Consider the following 23,728-nt stretch of genomic DNA (forward strand, 5'->3'; position numbering starts at 1 on the left):
TCGACTGCACGGCCGCGAACGCACACCCGCGAACGCACGCCTGCGAGACGAACACCCGCGAACAAACGCCGGCGAACGCACCGCATCGGCACCCGGGCGCCGACCGAAAAGCACCGCGACAATGCCGGTAACCGCCGCCGGAGACGCTGACCCGAACGTACGTTCAGCGAATACTTCGTATCGTTATCATTGCGCCGGTGCCGCCTTCGCCCCGGTATCCGACCGTATGCGGACGTTTCTGTAGCCGGGTACGGCAGAGATGTCGGTCGTTCGGATGATCTGACGGGCTGGTGAGCAGCGGATTCCGTGCCATACGATCGCGGTCCCATACCCGTCGATCGAGCAGGTCACGTGCGCAGGCAGTTCTCCGTCCCGGAACGACTCGGCGGCTTCGGCGTCACCGCTGCGGTGGCCGCGACGCTGTGGCCGACGTTCACGGCGTCCACCGGTCTCGGTGCGCCGTGCCTGCTGTTCGCCTTCACCGGCGTTCCGTGCCCGGGCTGTGGTTTGACCACCGCCGCGGTGGCGCTGATGCGTGGACACCTCGCCGACGCCGCGGCCGCCAACCCGGGGATCTTCGGCCTCGCAGCGGTGACCGTTGTGGCCCTGCCGCTGATCGTCCTGCGGCAGCTCGGCGTAATCAGCGCTCCCGTGCCGTGGTCGGACCGTGCCCGGTCACGCATGGGTCGGGTGATGCTCGTGGCTGCTGCCATGAGCTGGGTTTTCCAGTTACACCGGTTCGGGTTCGCCTGAGCCGCACGTTTTTTGTACCCCCCACCCCCAATGTTCTCTCCAAGGAGTTCCATGAACCTCGCAACCTGGCCGGTGCGCGTCGGTGCCGCCATCGTCGACTACCTCCCGTACATCGTGGTGGTCGGTATCGGTGCCGCGCTCGGCAGCGGCAGCGACGGCCTCGGCGTGATCTACTACGTGTGCCTGCTGATCGGCTTCGGCTGGATCGTCTACAACCGGTGGATCCTCGGCGGCCAGGGCCAGAGCTGGGGCAAGAAGCTCCTCGGCCTGCACCTGATCAAGGAAGAGACCGGCCAGCCGATCGGCGCCGGCATGGCGTTCGTGCGCGACATCGTGCACATCGTCGACGGCATCTGCTGCATCGGCTACCTGTTCCCGCTCTGGGACGCCAAGCGGCAGACCCTGAGCGACAAGATCCTCGGCACCCTGGTCACCAAGCCGTAGTGCCCCGCCGCCCGTGGTGGGCCCGCCGTTGCGGGTCTGCCACGGGCGGGATCGTGTCCGGCGCTAGCGTTGACCGATGAGGCTCGTGCTCATCGCCGACACCCACGTTCCCAAGCGCGCCCGGGATCTGCCCGCGCCGGTCTGGGCCGCCGTCGAGGCCGCCGACGTCGTCATCCACGCGGGCGACTGGGTCGATGCGTCGTTCCTGGATCGCCTTGAGGCGCGGTGTCAGCGCCTGGTCGGCGTGTACGGCAACAACGACGGCCCGGCACTGCAAGCGCGGCTGCCCGAGATCGCCGACGTCGAACTCGACGGGCTGCGGGTCGCCGTCGTGCACGAGACGGGCCCGGCGACCGGCCGCGAGCAGCGCTGCGAGGCCCGCTTCCCGGGCCGGGACCTCCTGGTCTTCGGCCATTCCCACATCCCCTGGGCCACCGTGACACCCGGCGGACTGCGGCTGCTGAACCCGGGGTCGCCGACGGATCGCAGGCGCCAGCCCTACGCCACCTACATGACCGCGGACGTGGTGCGTGGCGCGCTCACCGGAATCCTGCTGCACCGGATCGAGCGGTGAGCGCGCAGCCGGCGGCTCAGAGAGCCTCGAGGGTGAAGTACCGCTTCAGGAACGGGATCAGCGTCTGGTAGGCGACGATCGTGTCGGGCTGCTTGTTGTCGTGCGACAGGATGATCGAGCCCTGGCGGACCTGCTTCTTCACCTCGGCGATGACCCGCTTGATGTGGGCGGCGTCGTCGGCGTCCTTCGAATGGTTCCAGTCCGCCGGGTCGGCGTCCCAGTAGATCGACGCCATCCCCATCTCCTTCGCCTTCGCGATCAGGCCGGGGGTGAAGTTGCCGCCGGGAGCGCGGAAATACCGGATCGGCACGCCGGCTCCGGCGGCGGCGCGGATCGCCTCATTGGTGTGCTTGAGGTCCCAGTCGATGTATCCCGGCTCCTTCTTCGCCAGGTCCGTCAGGTGCTGCCACGAGTGGTTGCACAGGGTGTGCCCCTCGGCGGCGATCCGCCGGACCAGATCCGGGTTGTCCCGGGCGCGGAAGCCGACCAGGCAGAAGGTGGCCTTCACACCGTTGGCGCGCAGCAGGTCGAGGATCTTCGGGGTGTTGACCGGGTCGGGTCCGTCGTCGAACGTCAGCGCGACCGCGGTGGACCCGGTGCGGCTCTGCGAGCCGGCGGCGCCGTGACCGGTGCCCGGCGGGCGGATCACGAACGTGCCCTCGGGGCCCTTGACCGTCGAGGCGCTCGGCTTCGGCGACGGCTTCCCGCCCGGTGACTTCGACGCGGACGGGCTGGCCGAGGGTGGCGTGGCGGCCGTCGGCGACGGATCTGCGGACGCCGACGCGCTCGGTGCGCCCGTGGCGGGCAGGGCGGCCGAGTGGTTCGGTTTCTTGTCCGACCCGCACGCCGTCATGGCAAGCAGCGACGTCACCAGCAACACGACAGCGGTCCTGCGTCGGGACTCCCTGAGGGACACCCTGAGCACTCCTCACCTGGACGGCACGTCCGGCCAACGTAACCGAACCCGGGCAGGTTTCACATCCCCCGTGGCACTCCGCATACGTGTGAATGCTTTGGGTGATGTCCCTGAGTGTCGGCGCTACAGTGCGACGGTGAAGACCAGGACGGCGGTGCCCGTGCAGCTGCTGGCGCACCTGCGCCGGGCCCGCGACCACATCGACCGGCACTACCGTGAGCCGCTCGACCTGGACGCGGTCGCCGCCGTCGCGCGGGTCTCCAAGTATCACTTCGTGCGCTGCTTCGAGTCGGCCTACGGGGAGACGCCGATGCGCTACCTGACCCGCCGCCGGATCGAGCGCGCCCAGGATTTGCTGCGTTCGGCCAACCTGACCGTCACCGAGATCTGCATGATGGTCGGCTTCAGCAGCCTCGGCTCGTTCTCGGCCCGGTTCACCGCGATCGTGGGGGAGAGCCCGACCGCCTACCGGGACCGCTGGGCGGCCCGCGGCGTGCCGCACGTCCCCGGCTGCTTCCTGTTCATGAACGGGGTCCTGCAGAAGACCACCAAGGGCGCAATTCTGGAGAAGCGCCCGGCCGCTGACGGTCCGTAACGTCGCCAGCATGATTACCAACGTCTCGCTGGTCACCGTCTACTGCCTTGACCAGGACAAAGCCCGCGACTTCTATGTCGACCTGCTCGGCTTCGAAACCCGCACGGACGTGACGATGGGTGAGGGCTACCGATGGTTGACGATCGGCCACCCGAACCAGCCGGAGCTGGAGGTGACGCTCATGCTCCCCGGCCCGCCGCTGGACGAGGAGGCCGCCGCGTTCGTGCGCCGGCAGCTGGAGAAGGGCCAGATGGGCGCGCTCGGGCTGCGGGTCGACGACTGCCACAAGACCTTCGCGGAGCTGTCCGCAAAGGGCGTCACGTTCCTGCAGGAGCCCTCGGACCGGCCTTATGGGGTGGAGGCGGTGATGCGCGACAACACCGGCAACTGGCTGGTCCTCGTGGAGCCGCGCGCCTTCACGCCTGAGGGCTGACCGACCAGCCGGTCGCCGCGGCCCACTCCTCCGCCACGACGATCACCAGGTCGACGACGGGGTCCTTGACGTCGCTGTATTCGCCGATGTCGTCGAGGGCCCCGGCCAGGGCGGCCTTGAACGCGCCGTAGGCCGGCACCGCCGCCGGGTGCGCCCGGAACCAGTCGCGGAACAGCAGCGCCAGCCGCTCGTTCGGTGAGCCGGCGAGCCGCACGTGCAGGTTGACGCCCGGGCCGCTCCACATCCGTTTCACCCACCGGGCGGGGTCGTCGGGCCGTCCGGCCGGCACGTGGTCGTGCCGCCACGGCTGCAACGACAGCCCCAGCGCCTCCAGCGGGCCGGCCACGGGCGCGTCCAGGTCCGCGACGCTGAGCTGGAGGTCGATGACCGGCTTCGCGGGCATCCCTGGGATCGAGGTGCTGCCGATGTGCTCGACCCGCAGTGCCAAGGGTCCGAGGTCGTGCCGGATCCGGGCGGCGAGCGTCAGGCCGCGGCCCGCCCACTCCTCCCGTGGCGGGTCGACGACGATCGGCATCAGCCGTCCGCCTCCGCGTCCCGTTTCGCCTTGGCCCGGCGCTTTCCCTCATGCATCGCCTGCACGCGCGGCACGGGGATCGTGTGCCCCTCCGCGATCAGGTCGGCGTCGAGCCGCTGCGGCGCCGGCATCCGCTCTGCCCACGGATCGGCGTCGCCGAGGAGCGCGGGCACGGTGTGGATCGTGAAGTCGGCCGGTGCCACGTCGTCGAGGTCGTCCCACGACAGCGGGAACGACACGGTTGTGCCCGGCCGCAGACGGGGACTGTACGCGGCGGCGACGGTCGCCCCGCCGACCCTCGTCGGATCGAGGAACACCTTGCCTTCCCGGTCCTCCCGGATGAACGCGGTCGTGGCGAGCGCCGGGTCGAGCCGGGCGGCCCTGGAGGCCACGGCCCGGGTCGCGGCGGCGATGTCCTCCATCGGCGCGTGCGCGTCGATCGGCACGAACACGTGCAGCCCCTTGGCGCCGCTGGTCTTCACCGCGCTGTCCATGCCGAGCTCGCCCAGGACGGTCCGGATCAGCCTGGCCGCGCCGACCGCGAGCCCGAACGCGTCCGGCGACGGCGGGTCCAGGTCGAGGATCATGTGGGTGGTGTGCGCGAAGTCCGGCGCCTTCGCCAGCAACGGGTGGAACTCGATCGCCCGCTGGTTGGCGAACCACAGCAGCGTCCGGCGGTCCTCGCACAGCCCATAGGTGACGTTGCGCTTCGACGACTCCGCCCACACCGTCATCCTGGGCACCCAGTCCGGCGTGTATTTCGGCAAATTCTTCTGCATGAACGGCTGCTGCCCGCGCAGCAGCCGCATCACCGACAGCGGCCGGTCCCGCAGCACGGGGATGATGCGGTCGCGGACGGCGTCGAGGTAGTCGACCAGGTCACGCTTGGTCGCCCCGGCCTCGTCGAACAGCGGCTGGTCGAGGTTCGTCAACGCGACCCCGTCGCGCTCCTCACCGGATGCGGTCACCGTCACACCGTATCTGCCGTCGCGTGGAGCGCCTTGTCGAGCACCTGACCGATCGCCGAAGGCTCGATGTGTTCGCGTTCGCCGGTGGTGTACCGGTAGAGCGCCACCCCGATCGCCACCAGACTCGGGTCGCAGGCGGCGGCCCAGATCGCGGCGTCCACCTTGCCGCAGTGGCGTCCCTCGGCGGCGAACCGCCAGATCCGGCAGGCGGTCAGCACCATGTGTGCGGCGTGCTCGTCGTCGTCCGTCAGCCCCTGCCAGGTCGTCAGCCAGTGCCGGCCGCGGTCGCGCACCCACGCCGCCGGGATCTCGCCGATCACGTCGTGCGGTGGGGGTCCGTGCAGTGCGCGTCCGCCGTCGCGGGCCATGGCCAGCTCGACCGGGAGGTCGGCGTCGGCGGCGACGCGGTGCGTGACCTCGACGCCGGACGGATACCGGCCGACGTGCAGCTCGACCGGCGGGGTCCGCTGCGGTGCGGCGGCCACGGCCGCGGTGACCACGTGCAGGTCGATGCCTGCCGCGTCGCCGAGGTCGGCGCCTCGGACGAGCCGCTCCAGCGCGCCGGCCCGGTCCTGGGGGAGGGCCGCGTCGATGACGGTGAGCAGGTCGATGTCGCTGCGACCGGGCAGGAAGTCGCCGGTGGCGACTGATCCGTGCACGATCACGGCGCGGAGGTCGCCCTGAACGATCTCCGCAATCTCGTCTGCGAGCCATTGCGCGGTGGTGTGCACAGCCACCGACGCTATCGGCGCGGTCGCATTCATGCCTTGAATCCTAGCATCCTAGGAAGCATTACGCCATGCGGCGCCGGACTCGATTCCTCGGCCTACGGCGGCACCGGTTCAAACAGCCGGTGCCGCCGCGCGGCGGGGGATCAGGCGGCGTCCTCCATGACGAGGTCCATGTTGAGCATTCCGGCGGTGGAGACGCCGGCGGCGGCCGCGGCGATGACCGTGGCCATCGGGTCGGTGACGTTGCCGGCCACGTAGACACCCGGGACCGTGGTGGCGCCGCCGGGGCCTGCGGGGAGGTGCGTGCCGAAGCGGTGACCGTTGGCCTCGAAGTCGACCGGCTTCAGGCCCAGTGGCGCGAGCGCGTCGGCACGCGCCTCGATCCGGCCCATCAATACCAGGGCGTCGACCGGCACCAGGGTGCCGTCGGCGAGCCGGGCACCGTCAGGTCCGTACCCGATGACCTCGCCCTCGACCACGCGGATCCCGCGCCGGTCAAGCCTGGCCAGCTCGTCGGCGGACGGGGCAGGGCCGGTGTGCAGCAGCAGCGTGACGTCCGGGGTCCACTGCCGCCACAGCAGCGCCTGGTGCGCGGCCATGGGGGAGGTCGCGAGGATCGCGACGGGCCGGTCGCGGACCTCCCACCCGTGGCAGTAGGGGCAGTGCAGCACGTGGCTGCCCCAGTGCTCGGCCACGCCGGGGATGTCCGGCAACTCGTCGGTGAGCCCGGTGGTAACCAGGATCCGGCGCGCCTCGATGGTGGTGCCGTCGGTCAGCTCGACCGCGAACCGGGGCCGCGCAGGGTCGCCGGGCCGGGGGTGGACGGCGGTGACGACGCCGTTGAGGATTTCGCCGCCGTACTGCGTCACCTCGGCGCGGCCGATCGCCAGCAGCTCTGCCGGCGGGGTGCTCTCCCGGCCAAGGTAGTTGTGGACGTGGCTCGCGGGTGCGTTGCGGGGGTTGCCCGCGTCGACGACCAGCACGTGGCGGCGGGCCCGGGACAATGTCAGGGCCGCGCTCAGGCCGGCCGCGCCGCCGCCGATGATCACTACGTCGTATTCGTTCCGCATGCTCAGAGCGTCGCTCCGTCTGGCGCTTGCGGCAATGGTTGTTGCTGAAACGGCAAGACTAGGTGGACGCCATCGCGTGGCAGGCGCCCCACCCGTCGGCGCGGGCGACGACCCGGCCGCCGGTGATCCGCAGTGCGGTCTCCGTGGTGTCCGAGCCGGGCTGCGGGTCGCAGGTGACCTGCAGGTCGGGCCAGGCGGCGGGCGGCGCGGCGTGCGCGAGGTGGTGCCGCAGCTCGGCCAGGGACAGCCGGACCAGTGGCAACAGCTCGTCCGGCGCGCCGGTGACGAGGATCGCGGTCACGGGATGGCCGCTGCGGGCGGCATGCTCGACGGCGGCGAGACGGTGCAGGCCGACGATCGCGACGATCCCGTCCGGCCGGGGTTCGACGGGTACGCCACGCAGCAGGTCCAGTGTCGACGGCTGCGTCCACGGCTCGTCGACGCCGTGGACGGCGGTCGCGGGCTGCGGCGGCAGCCAGGCGTCGTCCACGGAGGGGAGTTCCTCGACGGCTCGCACGACGTGGAACGGCTCGCCGAAGCCAGGCGCGGCCGCAGCGAGCTGGCCGGCGCCGTGCAGCACGGTCAGTGCGAGCTCGGCGAGCCGGACCTGCCGGCCGCCAACCGGCCGGTCACCGGGCCGGCCGTCGTGCTGGAGGCGTTCCAGGCTGAGCCCGAGGACGATCGCGTCGAGCTGCTTGAGTTGCGCGAACGCCGTCCGCGCGGCCGGGTCGGCGACGACCTCCGCCATCAGGTCGGCGGCGAGCCGGGCGGCCGGGCCGGTGTCGTCGGTGGCCAGGGGCAGCCGGGCGACCCAGGCCCTGGCGAGGGCGCCGAGCGCGCCCCGGGCGGTCGTCGTGGTGGCGGTCGCGGGGACGACGGGGACATCGTCGGCGAGGACCGCGAAATACAGGGCGCGCTTGCCGGGGAAGTTCGAGTAGACCGCGCCGCGGGTCAGCTCGGCCCGTTCGGCGATCGCGTCGATCTTGGCGTCCCGGAAGCCGCGTTCGGTGAACTCCGCGCGGGCGGCGGACAGGACGGCCGCGCGGTTGCGCTCCTGCGTCTCGGCGCGGGTCAGACGTGCCATGGCGTTTAAGATACTGTCACCATTCAGATGATGCGATCATTTGGAGGAACTGTGACCACCGTGCCCGAGATCGACCTCACCGACCCTGAGCTGCTGCACGACCCCGCGAGCGTTTACGGGCGGGCCCGCGAGCAGGCGCCGGTCGCCAGGCTCATCGCTCCCGGGTTCGGCACCATGTGGGCCGTCACCAGGCACGCCGAGGCGCGGGCGATGCTCGCCGACCCCCGGTTCGGCAACAGCGCCGCCAGCTACCAGCGGCCCGACGTGCCGGAGCACTGCCGGCCGTACCTGCGAACCATGCAGGAAATGGACGGACCCGAACACCAGCGGCTGCGCAGGCTGAGCGCGCCCGCATTCACCGCCCGGCGCGCCGCCGACGTCCGGCCCGTGGTCGTGCGGATCGTCGACCGGCTGCTCGACGACGTCGCCGACCGGCTCCAAGACGGCCCGGTCGACCTGCTGGAACACTTCGCCGGGCCGCTGCCGATGGAGGTCATCTGCGCGCTCGTCGGCGTCCCCGAGACCGACCGGCCGGCGTGGCTGGCGCACGGCCGGGCCGTCGCCGCCGGGAACGGGCCCGCCTTCGCCACGGCCATCCCGGCGATCGTCGACGGGGCTCGGGCCGCGGCCCCGCACGTCGCGGCCATGTTCGGCGACGGCCTCACCGAACAGGAGCTGATCACCCTGGTCTGGCACCTGGTCCTCGCCGGGCAGACCCCGACGAACCTCATCGCGAACGCCGTCGCGACCCTGCTCGAGGACCCCTCCCGCGCCGCGCTCCTGCGCGCCGAACCGCACCTGCTGCCCGGCGCCGTCGAAGAGCTGACGAGGTGGTGCGGTCCTCAGCTGCTCACGATTCCACGGTACGTCCAGAGCCCCACCGACCTTGCCGGTGTGACGATCCGCCCCGACGAGCCGGTCACGGTCACGATCGTCGCCGTGAACCGGGATCCGCGGGTGTTTCCCGACCCGGACCGGCTCGACCTGCGCTCGACGTCCGCCGGGGCGCACCTCGGCTACGCGCACGGCCCGCATTTCTGCCTGGGTGCGCCTCTCGCGCGGGTACAGACGGAGGTGGCGCTCGGCGCGCTGCTGACCCGGTTCCCGGACCTGGCGCTCAGCGCCGCGGGCGCACTGGCCGGGGTCGCCGCCCGGCGGGTGCCGGACCCGGGCACGTGGCGGCTCGCCGCGCTGCCCGTCGTCTCCGGGTAGGACGGGGGTCCTCCCTGAGGACGACATCTTGGGTTTCGGGTCGCGACCTGAGACGGTCGTTGCGGATTCGTGCGAGCCCTAGCGTCGGACGCATGATCGAGGCGCAGGCACTGAGCAAACGCTACGGCGGCACCGTTGCCGTCGATGCACTGTCGTTCGCCGTGAAGCCCGGGCAGGTCACCGGATTCCTCGGGCCCAACGGCGCCGGCAAGTCCACCACCATGCGGATGATCGTCGGGCTGGACCATCCGACGGCGGGCACCGCGACCGTCAACGGCAAGCCATACCGCGCGCATCCCGACCCGCTGCGGCAGGCGGGCGCGCTGCTCGACGCCCGCTCCGTCCACAAGGGACGCACCGCCCGCGCGCACCTGCTCGCGCTCGCGCACACCCATGGCATCCCGGCCGCCCGCGTCGAGGAGGTCCTCGGCCTGGTCGGTCTCGAATCCGTCGCGCACCGCCGGGCCGGCGGGTTCTCCCTCGGCATGGGGCAGCGGCTGGGCATCGCCGCCGCGCTCCTCGGCGACCCGGCCGTCGTCATCCTCGACGAGCCGGTCAACGGCCTCGATCCCGACGGTGTCCTGTGGATCCGCAACCTGCTCAAGGACCTCGCCGCCGAGGGCCGCACCGTGCTCGTGTCGAGCCACCTGATGAGCGAGATGGCCGTCACCGCCGAGCACCTCGTCATCGTCGGCCGCGGCCGACTGCTCGCCGACACCACCGTCGCCGAGCTGATCGCGCGGGTCGGGGTCGGCACGGTCGTGGTCCGCTCGCCTGCCGCCGCCGCGCTGCGTGACGCCCTGGTGGCCACCGGCGCCGTTGTCACCGGCGTCGAGCCCGGCCTGCTGCACGTGAGCGCCGCCACCGCCGAGCGCATCGGCGACGTCGCCCGCGCCGCCGGCATCGCCCTGCACGAGCTCACCCCACGCCGCGCATCGCTGGAGGAGGCCTACATGGAGCTCACCAAGTCGGAGGTCGAATACCGATGAGACTCACGTTCCCACGCGTCCTGCGCTCCGAGTGGACCAAGCTGCTGTCCCTGCGCTCGACCTGGCTGACGCTCGGCATCCTCGCCGTCGTCACCGTCGGGCTCGCCGGCGCCGTCGGCTACGGCGTGCATCGTTCCGTCCTCGGCGGCGCCGCCCCGCCCGGCGTGGGCCAGGCCGTCAGCGCCGGGTTCCTCCCCGTCGACTTCGTCGTCCTCGTCGTCGGTGTCTTCGGCGTCCTGCAGATGACCGGCGAATACGGCACCGGCTCCATCCGCTCCACCCTGACCGCCGTTCCGCGGCGCTGGCCGGTCGTCGTGGCCAAGGCCGTCGCCCAGGCCGGGGTCACGGTGCCGCTGATGACCGCCGTCTGCGTCGGCTCGTTCCTGCTCTGCCAGGCGTTCCTCGGCGCGGACGGAGCGTCCCTCGGCGACCCGCAGGTCCCCCGCGCGATCGCCGGCGCCGCCACCGGCCTCGTCCTCACCGGGCTGCTCGGCCTCGGCGTCGGCACCCTCCTGCGGCACTCCGCCGGCGCGATCACCGCGCTCGTGGCCGCGATGTTCGTCGGCCCGGCACTGCTCGGCGCCGCTCTGCCCACGGACCGTGCAGACGACATCATGCGGTTCGTGCCGACTATTGCCGCCCAGGCCATGTATAGCGTCGACGGCACCGGCAACCCGTTCCGGACGTTCTCCCCGGCCACGTCGGCGGTGGTCCTCGCCGGGTGGGTCGTGCTGCTGATGCTGGCCGGCACGCTCGTCCTGCGCCGCCGAGACGCATAGCGTTGCTCACCGTGACCCCCGCCGATCACCCCGCCGCCGGTTCCTCCGGCGTTCCGTCCGACGGCTCCGCCGCGGCCGGGGCGTTCGGCCCCGCCGCTGCGCGGCCACACCCGGGCACTCCCGCTCGCGACGCTGCCGGCGCCGCCGTTCGTGGCGCAGCTGGCGGCGCCGTTCGTGGCGCCGTTCTTGGCACGGGTGGTGGCGCCGTTCGTGGGGCCGTTGGCGGCGCGGCGCGTCGTGCGGGTGGCGACGCTGTTCGTGGGGCTGTCGGCGGCGCTGCGGGTGGCTCGGTGGAGGGTCCGGTCGAGGGTTCGGCGGGGGCCCGGTGGTTCGGGGAGGTGCGGGCGTTCGCGGTGCGGCACCCGCGGTGGGTCGACGGTGCGCTCGCCGTCGCGGTCGGGGTGGTCAACGCGCACCAGGCCCTGGACGGATCGGGGGCGGCGGGCGTCGGGTGCTACGCGATGGTGCACCTGATCCTGGTGTGGCGGCGGGCCGCGCCGGTCGCGGTGTTCTGGAGCGTGTTCGGGCTCTCACTGCTGACGCTCCTCATCGTCGGGATCAGGGTCGAGGGGCTGTATCCGGAGGCGGTGATCGCCGTCGCGGTGTATACCGTCGCCCGGCACGGCCCGCTGCGGCAGCTCGTGCCGATCATCGCCGTGGTCGAGGCGCTCGGGCTCACCGCGTCGCTCGTCGCGGGTCCGCAGTGGACGGCGATCGGGTTCGTGACGTTCGGGCTGGCGGCGTCGGTGTTGCTGGGGCTGGTGGTGCGGACCCGGCGGGCCTACCTGGCGGGGCTGGAGGACCGGGCCCGCCGGTTGGAACGCGACCGTGACCAGCGGGCCGAGATCGCCGTCGCCGCCGAGCGGGCCAGGATCGCCCGGGACATGCACGACATCGTCGCGCACCACCTGTCGGTGATGGTCACCCTCGCCGACGCGGCCACTCTGACCGCCGGCACGGCCCCGGACGACGCGGTGGCCGCGATGCGGCACGTGTCGGGCACCGGGCGGCAGGCACTCGGCGAGATGCGCCGCGTCCTGGGTCTGCTGCACGCCGACCCCGACCCGCGACCCGGCCCGCAGCCGCAGCCGGGCCTCGCCGACCTCGACGCGCTCGTCGCCGGGGTGCGGGCGGCCGGGCTGCGGGTCGAGGTCACCGTCGAGGGGGTGCCCGGTGAGCTCGGTGCGGGCGCGGAGCTCGCGGTGTACCGCATCGTCCAGGAGGCGCTCACCAACGTGCTCAAGCATGCCGGGGTTGCGAGCCGGGCGGGGGTGCGGTTGCGGTACGCGGGAGGGCGCGTCGAGCTCGAGGTCGTCGACGACGGGTCGGGTGCGCCAGGGCCCGCCGGCGTTCCCGGGGACGGGCGGGGCATGACGGGCATGGCGGCGCGGGCCGCGGCGTACGGTGGGCGGTTCGTCGCCGGGCCCAGAGCCGACAGCCCCGGCTGGTCGGTCCGGGCGACGCTGCACGGCGGCGGGGAAGACGGCGGGGGAGAGGCCGGGCCGTGAGCATCAGGGTGCTGCTGGTGGACGATCAGCCGCTGCTGCGGCTCGGGTTCCGGATGATCCTGTCGACCTCTCCGGACCTGGAGGTGGTCGGAGAGGCCGGCGACGGTGCGCAGGCGGTCGCGATGGCGGCGGCGCTCGGGCCGGACGTGGTGCTCATGGACGTGCGGATGCCAGTCGCCGACGGGATCGAGGCGACGAGGCGGATCGTCGGGTCGGGTTCGGCCGCGCGCATCCTGGTGCTGACCACGTTCGACCTGGACGAGTACGTCTGGTCGGCGCTGCGGGCCGGCGCCAGTGGGTTCCTGCTCAAGGACGTTCAGCCGGCCGAGCTGGTCGGCGCGATCCGGTCGGTGGCGGAGGGGGACGCAGTGGTCGCGCCGAGGGTGACCCGGCGGCTGATCGACGCGTTCGCCGGACACCTGCCGGACCCGTCGGCCGGCCCGTCGGAGGCGGACGTGCTGCTGGACCGGTTGACGGGCCGGGAGCGGGAGGTGCTCGTCGAGGTGGCCCGCGGCCGGTCCAACCTGGAGGTCGCCGCGGCGCTGTCCCTGTCGGAGGCGACGGTGAAGACACACGTGGGGCGACTGCTGATGAAGCTCGGGCTGCGGGACCGGGTCCAGGTCGTGGTCTTCGCATACGAGGCCGGCATCGTCCGCCGCGGCGAACCCTGAACACCCCGAGCACCGGCACCGGACGGTGCGCCGGGCGGTCGCGGCAGAGCGGTGCGGTGGGCGGGGCGGGTGCGGCGGCCGGCCGGGCGGGTGAGGCGGGCGGTGCGGCGCGGTTGGCTGTCATCGGTGGGGGACGGTTGAGCGGTGCAGCTCGACGGTCAGGACGGCGAGCAGGAGCAGGGACAGCCCGAGGCCGACGGTGGCGTCGAACTGCAGCGCCGTGAACTTGAAGATCTGCCCGGCGAGCAGGTCGACCAGCACTGAGGCCCGGAGCAGTCGCAGCGCCCGGGGACGGTCGGCGCGCAGGAGGAACCCGGCGCGGACGGCAAGGACGGCGGCGACGGCCGCGGCGGCGACCATGGCGAGGCTCGCGCCGAGCTCGCGGGTCTGCCGCAGCTCGCCGGTGACGGCCTCGAAAGCGCCGCCGACCAGGGGCGGCACCTGCAGGACGTAGACGCCGACGATGGCCGCGGCGACGACCCGACGGGTCACCAGCCGACGGGCGAAGGCGGCGAGGGCGTGCCGGCGGGCGGCCCAGGGGCTGTCCCGGTGCGGCAGCGCGGCGACCAGCGCCGCCACCGCGGCGCCGACCTCATCCCGCCGGTTCGCAGCGCCGTCGACCTCACCCCGGCCGTTCGCAGCGCCGTCGACCTCACCCCGGCCGTTCGCAGCGCCGCCGACCTCGCCCCGCCCGTCCGCGACGCCGCCGACCTCGCCCCGCCCGTCCGCAGCGCCGCCGACCTCGCCCCGCCCGTCCGCAGCGCCGCCGAACCCACCCGACCCGTCCGCGGAGGCGTCGACCTCATCCCGCTCGCCCATCGTGGCCCCGCCGTCTGCGGTGGCCCGGCCGTCCACCGTGGCCTCGCCGTCGGTCGAAGGAGGAGTGGCGGCCGGTGGGGCGAGCAGTCGTAGCGCCTCGGTGCGTTGGGCGGTGGTGAGGCCGGCGGGGAGGCCGTCGAGGGCCAGGCGCAGCGCCTCGGCGGTGCGTTCGTCCGGCGTGCGGTGGCCGGGGTCGCGGAGCCGGACGACGAGGACGACCAGCGCCGCGAAGACGAGGTAGATGATGCCCGCTGCCGGCCGGTAGAAGTAGTCGGTGCGTTCGGTGACGAACTTGCCGACCTCGTCGATGAACAGCCCGAACCCGGTGCCGCCCACCGCCGCCGCGGTTACCCGCCCCGGCCGGCCCGGGTAGGTGAGCGCGACGCCGAGCGCGGCGGCGAGCAGCAGCCCGCCCCACAGGACGTGGGCGATGTGCAGGCCGCCACCGCCGAGCTTCGGGTAGCCGGCCGAGGCCAGGAACCAGCGGGTCAGCAACACGGTGACGATCCCCGACCCGGCCAGGACCCACAGGTCGGTCCGGGAACTGCCGGACCTGGCGAAGCGCTGCATCGGCTCAGCCTCGCCCGGGGCGGGTCCGAGACGCATCCGGCGTCATCCCGGACCCGACCCTGACGTCAGAACACGACGTCAGGACACGTGCTGTTCGACGGCGTCGCGCTTGGTGTACATCGACCACACCGTCTCGGCGAGGTCGGCGGGGTCGACGGTCGGGATCTGGCTGACGTCGAGGCGGGTGGCCATCTGCCCGGACAGCATCGCGGTGTGGCCGGCGCTGCCGAGGATCATCGCGCCCACGTGCAGGACACCGGCGTAGACGCCCCGGTCGGCGAGTTCGCCGTGCAGGGAGTGGATGTAGTTGCGGGTGGCGGCCATCGCGGGGCCGGCGCCGCTCAGGTGCGGCCTCGGGTGGACGGCGGTGCTGCCCTGGCCGATGAGGATGCCGCCGTCGCCGCGGTCGAGCAGCTGCGGCAGGACGGCGCGGACGATCTCGATCGGCGTGAGGAGGAACAGGTCGGTGTGGCGGCGCATCGTCGCGGCGTCGAGCGCGGTGGCGGGGGTGAAGCCCTCGGTGGTGATCGGGGCGTACTCGACGACGTCGATGCGGCCGAACCTGGCGGTGATGCGGGTGACGAGGACGGGGACACCGGCTGGGTCGGCCAGGTCGGCGGCGAATCCGGCGGCCTCGATGCCCTCGCCGGTGAGCGCGTCGGCGAGGGCGTCGAGGCGCGGGCGGTTGCGGGCCACGAGGGCGACCCGGTAGCCCTCGCGGCCGAACCGGCGGGCGACGGCCGTGCCGAGGCCGGTGCCGGCGCCGAAGACGGCGATGGTCCTGCTCATGGAGGCTCCTCAAAGAAGTTGACACTAACCTCAACTTGCTGTGGGTGACCGTACCGACAAGTTGAGGTGTGCGTCAACTTGCTGGGACTTACGCTTGGCCGGTGACCGAGACCGCGAAGCCGCCGCTGCGCCGCGACGCCCGACGCAACGTGGAGCGGCTGCTGCAGGCCGCGGCCGAACTGTTCCGGGAGCGCGGCCTGCATGTCCCGCTCGAGGAGATCGCGCAGCGGGCCGGGGTCAGTCCCGGGACGCTGTACAACCGGTTCAGTGGCCGCGACGCCCTGATCGACGCGGTGATGCCGGCGATGCTGGAGGCGCGCGTGCACGAGGCGCTGGCGCGGGCGGAGGCGGCGCAGGACCCGTGGGACGGGTTCGTGCTCTACGTGACGCTGCTGTGCGAGCTGCAGGCCACGGACCCGGCGCTCAACGACGCGGTGAGCCGCCGGTTCCCGGACGCGGAGCAGCTCACCGCGATCTGCGACGCCCAGCTGGACCGGGCGCGGGGCGTGATCGGCAAAGCCCAGCAGGCCGGGGTGCTGCGGGCCGACTTCACCTCCGAGGACCTGGTCCACCTGTTCTGGTCGACGTCGATGACCGTGCGGGCCACCGCGGGCATCGCCCCGGACGCGTGGCGGCGCGGCCTCGCGCTCGCCCTGGACGGCCTGCGGGCACCGGCCGCGCACCCACTGCCGGTGCCGCCGCTGACCAAGTCGCAGGTGCAGGCGGCGATGATCGGGCTGGGCCGCCGCAAGGACCGTTGAACGTCAGGAACGCCCAGGGCGGATCAGGCCGCTCTCGTAGGCGAACGCGGCCGCCTGGACCCGGTCGCGCAGGTCGAGCTTCGTGAGCATGCGCGAGATGTACGTCTTCACGGTCGCCTCGCCGAGGAACAGCGCCGCGGCGATCTCGGCGTTGGACCGGCCGCGGGCGACCAGGCGCAGCACGTCGACCTCGCGCTCGGTGAGCGTGGCGAGCTGCTCGGCGGCCCGCGGGTCGGCGGTGGGGGCGGCGGCGTAGGACTCGATGACGCGCAGCGTCACGGCCGGGTCGAGCAGGGCCTGGCCGGCGGCGACGGTGCGCACCGCGTGGACGAGCTGCTCGGGCGGGGCGACCTTGAGCAGGAACCCGCTCACGCCGATGCGCAGCGCCCGGCGGACCGCCTCGTCCTCGTCGAACGTCGTCAGAATGATCACGCGGGCGTCACCGAGGGCGAGGATGTGCCTGGCCGCCTCGATGCCGTCGCCGTGCGGCATCCGCACGTCCAGCAGGACCACGTCAGGGGCGGTGCGGCGGACCTCGTCGAGCGCCCGCACCCCGTCCGCGGCCTCCCCGACGACCTCGATGTCCGGCTGGTGGTCCAGCAGCATGCGCAGCCCGGCGCGGATCATCGCCTCGTCGTCGACGATCACGACCCGGATCACGAGCGGGCCTTCGCGATGGCCGGTGCGGCGGGGGTACCGAGGGGGAAAACGGCACGCACGGTGAAGCCGCCGGGACGCGGTGCGGCCGCGAGGGTGCCGGAGAACACGGCGACCCGTTCGCGCATCCCGATGAGCCCGTGCCCGCCGCCGTCGGAAGGGTGTCCGGGGCCGGATTCGTTGTCGACGGTGAGCGTGACGCACTCCGCGGTCCGGTGTACGTGCACACTCGTCGGCGCCGTGCCGGCGTGGCGCAGCACGTTGGTCAGGGCCTCCTGCAGGACCCGGTAGGCGGAGATGTCCTGGGCGCGGGGCACGCCGGTCAGGTCGCCGTCGACGGTGAGCTCGACCGGCAGGCCGGCGGCGCGGACCTCGGCGACGAGATCCTCGGCGCGGGCGAGGGTCGGCTGCGGCGCGGTGGTCGCCGCGGTGGTGTCACGCAGCATCCCGACGAGGGTGTGCAGCTCCCGCACCGACTCGCGGCCGAGGCGTTCGACGCCCTGCAGCATCTCCGCCTGCGGGGTGCCCGGCGGCAGGGTCGCGCGGACCGCGCCGAGCTGCAGGACCATGACGCTGATCGAGTGCGCGACCGCGTCGTGCATGTCCCGGGCGATGCGCTGGCGCTCCTCGGCGACGACGGCGTGCTCGCGGGCGTCGCGTTCGGCGTCCAGGGCGGTGGCGAGCCGGGCGAGCAGTTCCGCGCGGTCCCGTAGCCGCCGGGCGAGCAGGCCGACGCCCCAGGCACCCCAGCACAGCAGGCCGAAGAACAGGTTCTCCCAGGCCATCGCGGCGACGCCGCTGACGGTCGAGCCGGCGGCGCGGGCCGCGATCCAGGTGCCGAGGCTCGCCATGAGCTGCGCCGCGAGGGGCGCCGGCCACGACGCCGTGGCCCGCAGGTAACCGGCCCAGCCGGGGGCGAGGAAGAAGCCGAGGACGGCCGCGCCGGTCGGGCCGTTGAGGCCACCGGCGACGGCGATCGGGAAGGCGAGCGCGACCACGGCGGCGCCGGTGACCGGGAACCGGGCGGCGAGCGCGGTGCCGGCCACGACGGCGAGCAGCGCGGCGGCGGGGACGGCCGGCGCGGCGGAGAACGCGCTGTCCAGCATGATCTCGGCGGCGCCGATGACGGCGAGGGTGCCGGCGGCGGCCAGGGGCACGAGCGTGCGGTGCATGCGGTGATCCTATTGTCGCTGCTCAGCGCGCCGGGTCGGCCGTGCGGGGGACAGCGTGACGGTGCCGTGTCCGCCGGGCGGGGGACGCCGGTCGAGACGCAGGACAGCAGACCGCCACGGCACCATTTTCATAGCGTTCTGGCCATGGATAACGCAACCAACCCCGCCAAGCGGGTCCTTCCCTTCGCCGCCGGTACCTCGCTGATCGCCGGCGCTGCCCTGTTCTTCGCCGGTCTGGCCACGTCACCGCCGAGCAGCGGCGACGACAAGGGCGCCTACCTGCAGTCCCTGGCCGCCGACCCGTTCCAGACGCAGCTGTCGGCGCTGCTGCTGCACTACGGCAACCTGCTCATGGGCGTCGGGCTCCTCGCGCTGCCGCTGCTGGTGCGCGGCCGCCGCGGCAGCATCCTGACCCTGGTCGGTGCGCTGCTCGGCGCGCTGACGCTGCTGGAGATGTCCGGGGCGCTGCTGTCGGACTGGTTCCACATGGAGATCGGCCGGAACCTGCCGGTGGAGCAGGCGGTCGCGCTGTCGGACAAGGTCCTCGCGCACCCCGCGCAGCAGCTGGCGTTCAGCCCCGGCCCGCTGGTGTCGCTCGCGCTGCTGCTGACGTTCGCCGGCCTGGCCCGCGCCGGGGTCCTCGGCTGGTGGGCCATCGGCGGGATCGTGCTCGGCTACGCCGGGCTGCTGTTCATGCCGTACGACACGCCGATCCTGCCGGCGCTGGGCACCGTGCCGATGCTCGCGGTGATGGCGGTCGCCGGGCTGCGGGTCATCGCCCGGACCAGGATCGCCGCCGCCGACCCGGTGCCGGTCCACGCCTGAGTCCGCGCCCGAAACAGGAGGCCGCCCGCAGGAATGCGGGCGGCCTTCGTCGTAAGGTGTCGGCATGAGTGACGCCACTTTCACCGAGCGGCGGGCGGTGGGCCTGCGATCCGAGCGGGGACCGGTCCTGGCCGCGGTGATGCTGAGCACCGGGCTGGTCGCCCTCGACAGCACCATCATCGCGACCGCGGTGCCGTCGGTGGTGCGTGACCTCGGCGGGTTCTCGCACTTCCCGTGGCTGTTCTCGGTGTACCTGCTGACCCAGGCGGTGACGACGCCGCTGTATGGCAAGCTGTCCGACGTGCTCGGCCGGCGGCCGGTGATGTTCGCCGGGATCGCCGCGTTCCTGCTCGGGTCGGTGCTGTGCGGGTTCGCGTGGAGCATGCTGACGCTCATCGTGTTCCGGGCCGTGCAGGGCATCGGCGCCGGCGCGATCTCCCCGATGAGCATGACGATCATCGGTGACCTGTACACGGTGGAGGAACGCGCCCGGGTCCAGGGGTACGTCGCCGGGGTGTGGGGCGTGTCGTCGGTCATCGGCCCGACCCTCGGCGGGGTCTTCGCCGACTACCTGTCGTGGCGGTGGATCTTCTTCGTCAACATCCCGCTCGGGCTGGTCGCGGCGTGGATGCTCGCCCGCAACCTCAAGGAGCGCGTCGAGCGGCGCGAGCACCGCATCGACTACCTCGGCGCGTCGCTGCTCGTCACCGGCTGCACCCTGCTCATCCTCGGCACGCTCGAGGGCGGCACCACCTGGGCGTGGACGTCGGCGCCGAGCGTGACCATCTTCACGGTCGGCACGGTGCTCATGGTCGCGTTCTGGTTCGTGGAGCGCCGCGCCGCCGAGCCGGTACTGCCGCTGTGGGTGTTCCGGCACCGCACGCTCATCAGTGGCAACCTCACCGCCCTCGTCGTCGGTGCGCTGCTCATCGGGCTCACGTCCTACGTGCCGAACTTCGCTCAGGGGGTCCTAGGCGCCAGCGCCGTCGTGGCCGGGTTCGCCGTGGCCGCGATGACGCTGGGCTGGCCGATCGCCGCGACCCTGTCCGGGCGGATCTACCTGCGCATCGGGTTCCGGGACACGGCGCTGACCGGTGGTGCCGCCCTCATCGCCGGCACCGTGATGTGCGCGCTGCTCGGCCGGTACACCGGGATCCCCGTCCTCGCGGTCGCCTGTTTCGTCGTCGGGGTCGGGCTCGGGCTGACGTCGAGCCCGAACCTCGTGGCCGTGCAGTCGGTGGTCGGCTGGGACCGCCGCGGCGTGGTCACCGGCACCAACATGTTCTTCCGGTCGATCGGCAGCGCGGTCGGTGCCGCCGTGTTCGGGGCGATCGCCAACGCCACCCTGGAGCAGCGGTTCGCGGCGGCGCCCGAGGACGTGCGGGAGCGGCTCGGCGACGGCGTCGACGCGACCGACGTGGTTCTGAAGGCCACGGACACTCCACCGGCCGTGCTCGACTACGCGCGGGGCAGCCTGTACGCCGCGACCCACCACGTGTTCGTCGGCCTCGCCGTCGTCGCCGTCCTCGGTGTCGGTGCGCTGCTGCTCATGCCTCGCAGGACCACGCCGCTGCCCTGACCGTGATCCGACCCACGGTTGATCCATTTCCTACCACTGTGGTGGGTACGATCGCCGCCATGCGCACCAGGACCCTCCTCGTCGCCGCCGGGCTGACGGCGGCCCTCGCCGCCGCTGCCGGCTGCGCACCGGCCGATGACGACACCACGACCCCCGCCGCCTCCGGCGGCTCCAGCTCGGGCGCCGCGACGTGCGCGCCGGCGTCCCTCAAGACCGTCGCGGCGGGCAAGCTCACCGTCGCCACCGACGAACCCGTCTACGAGCCGTGGTTCAAGGACAACAAACCGGAGTCCGGCGAGGGCTTCGAGGCCGCCGTCGCCTACGCCGTGGCCACCAAGCTCGGCTACAGCAAGGACCAGGTCGTCTGGACCCGGGTCACGTTCAACAACGCGATCGCCCCGGGGAAGAAGACGTTCGACTTCGACGTCAACGAGTTCTCCATCACCGACGAGCGCAAGCAGGCCGTCGACTTCTCCGCCCCGTACTACGACGTGACCCAGACGGTCATCGCGTTGAAGTCCTCGAAGATCGCCGGCGCGAAGAGCGTCGCGGACCTCAAGGGCGCCAAGCTCGGCGCGCAAGTCGGCACGACCAGCTACCGCTCGATCACCGAGGTGGTCAAGCCGACGGCGCAGCCGCAGGTGTACAACAACAACGACGACGCCAAGAAGGCCCTGCAGAACGGGCAGATCGACGGTCTCGTCGTGGACCTGCCGACGGCGTTCTACATCACCGGCGCCGAGATCACCGACGCGCAGATCGTCGGGCAGCTCCCGCAGCCGTCCGGCACCCCGGAGCAGTTCGGTCTGGTGCTGGACAAGGGATCCCCGCTGACCACGTGCGTCAGCCAGGCCGTCGACGGGCTGCGCGGTGACGGCACCCTCAAGACCCTCACGGACAAGTGGTTGTCGTCCGTCCAGGGCGCGCCGACGCTCACCTGATGACGTTCAAACCCAGCCCGTTACAGCTGGAACGCGACGCGTACCGCCGCCGGCAGACAACCCTGTCGGTGGCGGTCGCGGCCGCCTCCACGCTCGTCGTCGGGATCCTGCTGTACGCGGCGGTCACCGGCGCGCCCGGCTGGGACCGGTTCCGCGCCAGCTTCCTCGACCTCGACGTGGCCCGCGAGTCGCTGCCCGCCGTGCTGCGCGGGCTGTGGCTCAACGTCCGGCTCCTGGTCGTCTGCGCCGTCGCCGCGGTCCTGCTCGGCCTCGGCATCGCCACGCTGCGCACCATCCGGCCCGCCGTGTTCTTCCCGCTGCGGGCACTGGCGGCCGGGTACACGTACACCTTCCGCGGGCTGCCGCTGATCGTGACGCTGTACCTGTTCGCGTTCGGCGTGCCGGGACTGCGGCTCAGCGGGACCCCGTCGGTGCTGGTCCTCGGCGGGATCGCGATCACGCTCACCTACGGCGGCTACATCGCCGAGGTGTTCCGCGCCGGGATCGAGTCCGTGCACCCGTCGCAGCGCGCGGCGGCCCGGTCCCTCGGCCTCAACTACCGCCAGACGATGCGGCACGTGGTGCTGCCGCAGGCCGTGCGGCGGGTCGCGCCGCCGCTGCTCAACGACCTCGTCGCGATGCAGAAGGACGTCGGGCTCATCTCCCTCGCCGGGCCGATCGACGCGATCCGGGCCGCGCAGATCGAGACCGCCGGGTCCTACAACTACACCCCGTACGTCGTGGCCGGGGTCCTGTTCGTGCTGCTGGCGATCCCCGTCGTCGCCGTCACCGACTGGGTCACGCTGCGCGCCGCCCGCCGCCAGTCAGGAGACAACCGGCTGTGACGCTTTTGCAGATTGCCGGCGTGCACAAGCTGTTCAACGGCAATCCCGTGCTGCGCGGGGTGTCCCTCGACGTGGACGAGCACGAGGTCATCGCGCTCATCGGCGCGTCCGGCTCCGGCAAGTCGACGCTGCTGCGCTGCGTGAACCTCCTCGAACAGGTCGACGACGGCACCATCCACCTCGACGGGCAGGACATCACCGACCCGCGCGCCGACCCCGACAAGGTCCGCCGCCGCATCGGCATCGTGTTCCAGGCGTTCAACCTGTTCCCGCACCTGAGCGTGCTGGACAACGTGACCCTCGCACCGCGGTACGTGCACAAGCTGCCGGCCGCGAAGGCCAAGGCCAGGGCCCTGGACCTGCTGGAGCGCGTCGGCCTTGCGGACAAGGCGGCCGCCTACCCGGACCGGCTCTCCGGCGGCCAGCAGCAGCGGGTCGCGATCGTGCGGGCCCTCGTCAACGACCCGCGGCTGCTGCTGCTCGACGAGGTCACCTCCGCCCTGGACCCGGAGCTGGTCGGGGAGGTCCTCGCCCTGATCCGCGACCTGAAGGGCGACGGCGTCACGATGATCCTCGCGACGCACGAGATGAGCTTCGCCCGGCAGGTCGCCGACCGGGTCTGCTTCCTCGACGGCGGCCTCATCGTCGAGCAGGGCCCGCCGGAGCAGGTGTTCGGCGCTCCCCGCGAACCCCGCACCCGGCAGTTCCTGCAACGCATCACCGACGCCGGCCGGCTGTGACCCGGCCTCGACCCGGCCTCAAGGAAACAGGGTCAGGGCGGGCGTGGCGATGAGGTCGATGAGCGCGTCGATGCTCACCGGCAGGTCGGGGCGGCCCGCCCGCAGCTCGTTCAAGCTGCTCGCCTCGCCGGCCGCGGCCGGCGCGACGGCGGCGGTGTTCGCGTTCACGGCACTGGCGAACGTGATGGTCTGCCCCAGGTAGGCACGGACGTTGACCAGCTGCACCTGCCCGCGCCGGGTCGAGCCGGCGACGACGACGGTCACCACCTCACCGTGCGGGCCGGTGCGGACCGTGCAGGCGGGCGGCGTACAACCGGCCACCGCGTCCGCCGAAGACTCATAGGCCGGCGAGATCCCGAACCCGATCGTGCCGACACCGCGGCCGTCGGCGACGACCGCCGACGACGTGAACCACGGCTCGACGGTGCGGCGCTGCTGATACACCTGCAGCGGCACGGTGCCCGCAGGATCGCGCAGGTCACGGTAGAACGTCACGCCGGGCAGCGCACGGGGCACCTCGCGCAGCAGGTGGCAGCTCAGCCGGGCGGCCGCGTGGTCGGCGGGCTCCGTCGGCCAAACCGTCACGTAACCGTTCTTCTCGTTCACGGTGCTCGTCGGCGCCGTGGTGGGGGAGCCCGGCGGCGCGGCCGCCGCGGCGCAGAACGGCGCCGCGTCGAGGCTCGCCCAGCCCGGACCGGCCGGCGGTGCCGGGGCCGGCGCCGGGCCGGGCAGCAGCCCCGCCACGACCACCGCCGCCGCGACCAGCGC

At 72.7% G+C, this 23,728-nt stretch carries 26 protein-coding genes and 1 pseudogene; 16 read left to right on the forward strand and 11 right to left on the reverse strand.

What is annotated here, in order from left to right:
* Nucleotides 1-351: 351 nt before the first annotated feature.
* The 3 genes from AB0K00_RS49515 to AB0K00_RS49525 all read left to right on the forward strand — a co-directional run bounded on the left by AB0K00_RS49515 (nt 352) and on the right by AB0K00_RS49525 (nt 1,771).
* Nucleotides 352-753, forward strand: a complete 402-nt coding sequence (locus AB0K00_RS49515) for a DUF2752 domain-containing protein (RefSeq protein ID WP_363537435.1) — start codon at nt 352-354, stop codon at nt 751-753.
* 51 nt (nt 754-804) lie between these two features.
* The gene (locus AB0K00_RS49520; RefSeq protein WP_363537436.1) at nt 805-1,197 is read left to right on the forward strand and encodes an RDD family protein; all 393 of its coding nucleotides are present in this window, start codon (nt 805-807) and stop codon (nt 1,195-1,197) included.
* A gap of 76 nt (nt 1,198-1,273) precedes the next feature.
* Nucleotides 1,274-1,771 carry a metallophosphoesterase gene (locus AB0K00_RS49525; protein WP_363537438.1) on the forward strand — a complete coding sequence of 166 codons (498 nt, stop codon included), beginning with the start codon at nt 1,274-1,276 and terminating at the stop codon, nt 1,769-1,771.
* A 16-nt stretch (nt 1,772-1,787) separates the two neighbouring features.
* Here AB0K00_RS49525 and AB0K00_RS49530 read toward each other — a convergent pair whose 3' ends face one another.
* Entirely contained in the window at nt 1,788-2,642 is an 855-nt protein-coding gene (locus AB0K00_RS49530) for a polysaccharide deacetylase family protein (RefSeq protein WP_363537440.1), read from the reverse strand.
* 181 nt (nt 2,643-2,823) lie between these two features.
* On the opposite strand from AB0K00_RS49530, the gene AB0K00_RS49535 reads away from it, so the two are divergent.
* Together AB0K00_RS49535 and AB0K00_RS49540 are read left to right on the forward strand one after the other, a co-directional pair.
* Nucleotides 2,824-3,282: an AraC family transcriptional regulator gene (locus AB0K00_RS49535; protein WP_363537442.1), complete on the forward strand. Its 459-nt coding sequence runs from the start codon at nt 2,824-2,826 to the stop codon at nt 3,280-3,282.
* Between the two features lie 10 nt (nt 3,283-3,292).
* A complete protein-coding gene (locus AB0K00_RS49540) occupies nt 3,293-3,715 on the forward strand; it encodes a VOC family protein (protein ID WP_363537444.1) in 423 nt (140 codons plus the stop codon).
* Here the strand turns inward: AB0K00_RS49540 and AB0K00_RS49545 are convergent.
* The 5 genes from AB0K00_RS49545 to AB0K00_RS49565 all read right to left on the reverse strand — a co-directional run bounded on the left by AB0K00_RS49545 (nt 3,699) and on the right by AB0K00_RS49565 (nt 8,103).
* The gene (locus AB0K00_RS49545; protein WP_363537446.1) at nt 3,699-4,250 is read right to left on the reverse strand and encodes a GrpB family protein; all 552 of its coding nucleotides are present in this window, start codon (nt 4,248-4,250) and stop codon (nt 3,699-3,701) included. The genes AB0K00_RS49540 and AB0K00_RS49545 overlap by 17 nt on opposite strands.
* Complete coding sequence (locus AB0K00_RS49550; protein ID WP_363537448.1) at nt 4,250-5,218, reverse strand: ATP-dependent DNA ligase; 969 nt, start codon at nt 5,216-5,218, stop codon at nt 4,250-4,252. Before AB0K00_RS49550 ends, AB0K00_RS49545 begins: the two co-directional genes overlap by 1 nt.
* Before the next feature lie 2 nt (nt 5,219-5,220).
* Complete coding sequence (locus AB0K00_RS49555) at nt 5,221-5,982, reverse strand: nucleotidyltransferase domain-containing protein (RefSeq protein ID WP_363537450.1); 762 nt, start codon at nt 5,980-5,982, stop codon at nt 5,221-5,223.
* A gap of 110 nt (nt 5,983-6,092) precedes the next feature.
* Nucleotides 6,093-7,019: an NAD(P)/FAD-dependent oxidoreductase gene (locus tag AB0K00_RS49560; protein WP_363537452.1), complete on the reverse strand. Its 927-nt coding sequence runs from the start codon at nt 7,017-7,019 to the stop codon at nt 6,093-6,095.
* Between the two features lie 58 nt (nt 7,020-7,077).
* Nucleotides 7,078-8,103 carry a helix-turn-helix domain-containing protein gene (locus AB0K00_RS49565; RefSeq protein WP_363537454.1) on the reverse strand — a complete coding sequence of 342 codons (1,026 nt, stop codon included), beginning with the start codon at nt 8,101-8,103 and terminating at the stop codon, nt 7,078-7,080.
* 51 nt (nt 8,104-8,154) lie between these two features.
* Here AB0K00_RS49565 and AB0K00_RS49570 point away from each other — a divergent pair, with 51 nt between their 5' ends.
* From AB0K00_RS49570 to AB0K00_RS49590, 5 genes are all read left to right on the forward strand, one after another.
* A complete protein-coding gene (locus tag AB0K00_RS49570; protein WP_363537456.1) occupies nt 8,155-9,315 on the forward strand; it encodes a cytochrome P450 in 1,161 nt (386 codons plus the stop codon).
* A 92-nt stretch (nt 9,316-9,407) separates the two neighbouring features.
* Nucleotides 9,408-10,304, forward strand: coding sequence for an ATP-binding cassette domain-containing protein (locus tag AB0K00_RS49575; RefSeq protein WP_363537458.1), 897 nt, complete (start codon nt 9,408-9,410; stop codon nt 10,302-10,304).
* Nucleotides 10,301-11,083 carry an ABC transporter permease subunit gene (locus tag AB0K00_RS49580; protein ID WP_363537460.1) on the forward strand — a complete coding sequence of 261 codons (783 nt, stop codon included), beginning with the start codon at nt 10,301-10,303 and terminating at the stop codon, nt 11,081-11,083. The genes AB0K00_RS49575 and AB0K00_RS49580 overlap by 4 nt, the downstream gene beginning before the upstream one ends.
* 290 nt (nt 11,084-11,373) lie before the next feature.
* Nucleotides 11,374-12,591 carry a histidine kinase gene (locus AB0K00_RS49585; RefSeq protein WP_363537461.1) on the forward strand — a complete coding sequence of 406 codons (1,218 nt, stop codon included), beginning with the start codon at nt 11,374-11,376 and terminating at the stop codon, nt 12,589-12,591.
* Nucleotides 12,588-13,262 carry a response regulator transcription factor gene (locus AB0K00_RS49590; protein WP_363537463.1) on the forward strand — a complete coding sequence of 225 codons (675 nt, stop codon included), beginning with the start codon at nt 12,588-12,590 and terminating at the stop codon, nt 13,260-13,262. The genes AB0K00_RS49585 and AB0K00_RS49590 overlap by 4 nt, the downstream gene beginning before the upstream one ends.
* A 120-nt stretch (nt 13,263-13,382) precedes the next feature.
* Here the strand turns inward: AB0K00_RS49590 and AB0K00_RS49595 are convergent, their stop codons facing one another.
* Nucleotides 13,383-14,651 carry a hypothetical protein gene (locus tag AB0K00_RS49595; RefSeq protein ID WP_363537465.1) on the reverse strand — a complete coding sequence of 423 codons (1,269 nt, stop codon included), beginning with the start codon at nt 14,649-14,651 and terminating at the stop codon, nt 13,383-13,385.
* Nucleotides 14,652-14,729: 78 nt separating this feature from the next.
* Entirely contained in the window at nt 14,730-15,440 is a 711-nt protein-coding gene (locus AB0K00_RS49600; RefSeq protein WP_363537467.1) for an SDR family NAD(P)-dependent oxidoreductase, read from the reverse strand.
* A 101-nt stretch (nt 15,441-15,541) separates the two neighbouring features.
* On the opposite strand from AB0K00_RS49600, the gene AB0K00_RS49605 reads away from it, so the two are divergent.
* Nucleotides 15,542-16,201 (forward strand): helix-turn-helix domain-containing protein, encoded by a 660-nt coding sequence (locus AB0K00_RS49605; protein ID WP_363537468.1) that lies wholly within the window; start codon nt 15,542-15,544, stop codon nt 16,199-16,201.
* A 3-nt stretch (nt 16,202-16,204) separates the two neighbouring features.
* Here AB0K00_RS49605 and AB0K00_RS49610 read toward each other — a convergent pair whose 3' ends face one another.
* Complete coding sequence (locus AB0K00_RS49610) at nt 16,205-16,861, reverse strand: response regulator transcription factor (RefSeq protein ID WP_363537470.1); 657 nt, start codon at nt 16,859-16,861, stop codon at nt 16,205-16,207.
* The gene (locus tag AB0K00_RS49615) at nt 16,858-18,030 is read right to left on the reverse strand and encodes a sensor histidine kinase (RefSeq protein ID WP_363537472.1); all 1,173 of its coding nucleotides are present in this window, start codon (nt 18,028-18,030) and stop codon (nt 16,858-16,860) included. The genes AB0K00_RS49610 and AB0K00_RS49615 overlap by 4 nt, the downstream gene beginning before the upstream one ends.
* A 144-nt stretch (nt 18,031-18,174) precedes the next feature.
* Here AB0K00_RS49615 and AB0K00_RS49620 point away from each other — a divergent pair, with 144 nt between their 5' ends.
* From AB0K00_RS49620 to AB0K00_RS49640, 5 genes are all read left to right on the forward strand, one after another.
* A complete protein-coding gene (locus AB0K00_RS49620) occupies nt 18,175-18,855 on the forward strand; it encodes a hypothetical protein (protein WP_363537474.1) in 681 nt (226 codons plus the stop codon).
* Nucleotides 18,856-18,919: 64 nt separating this feature from the next.
* On the forward strand, nt 18,920-20,434 hold the full coding sequence (locus AB0K00_RS49625) for an MDR family MFS transporter (protein WP_363537476.1): 1,515 nt from the start codon (nt 18,920-18,922) through the stop codon (nt 20,432-20,434).
* A 59-nt stretch (nt 20,435-20,493) separates the two neighbouring features.
* A complete protein-coding gene (locus AB0K00_RS49630) occupies nt 20,494-21,375 on the forward strand; it encodes an ABC transporter substrate-binding protein (RefSeq protein WP_363537478.1) in 882 nt (293 codons plus the stop codon).
* On the forward strand, nt 21,375-22,220 hold the full coding sequence (locus AB0K00_RS49635) for an amino acid ABC transporter permease (RefSeq protein ID WP_363537480.1): 846 nt from the start codon (nt 21,375-21,377) through the stop codon (nt 22,218-22,220). The genes AB0K00_RS49630 and AB0K00_RS49635 overlap by 1 nt, the downstream gene beginning before the upstream one ends.
* Nucleotides 22,217-22,960, forward strand: a complete 744-nt coding sequence (locus AB0K00_RS49640; RefSeq protein ID WP_363537482.1) for an amino acid ABC transporter ATP-binding protein — start codon at nt 22,217-22,219, stop codon at nt 22,958-22,960. The genes AB0K00_RS49635 and AB0K00_RS49640 overlap by 4 nt, the downstream gene beginning before the upstream one ends.
* A gap of 18 nt (nt 22,961-22,978) precedes the next feature.
* Here AB0K00_RS49640 and AB0K00_RS49645 read toward each other — a convergent pair.
* Nucleotides 22,979-23,728 (reverse strand): annotated as a pseudogene (locus AB0K00_RS49645) (hypothetical protein); the annotation flags it as partial.

Source organism: Dactylosporangium sp. NPDC049525 (genome assembly GCF_040676755.1).
Lineage (GTDB): Bacteria > Actinomycetota > Actinomycetes > Mycobacteriales > Micromonosporaceae > Dactylosporangium.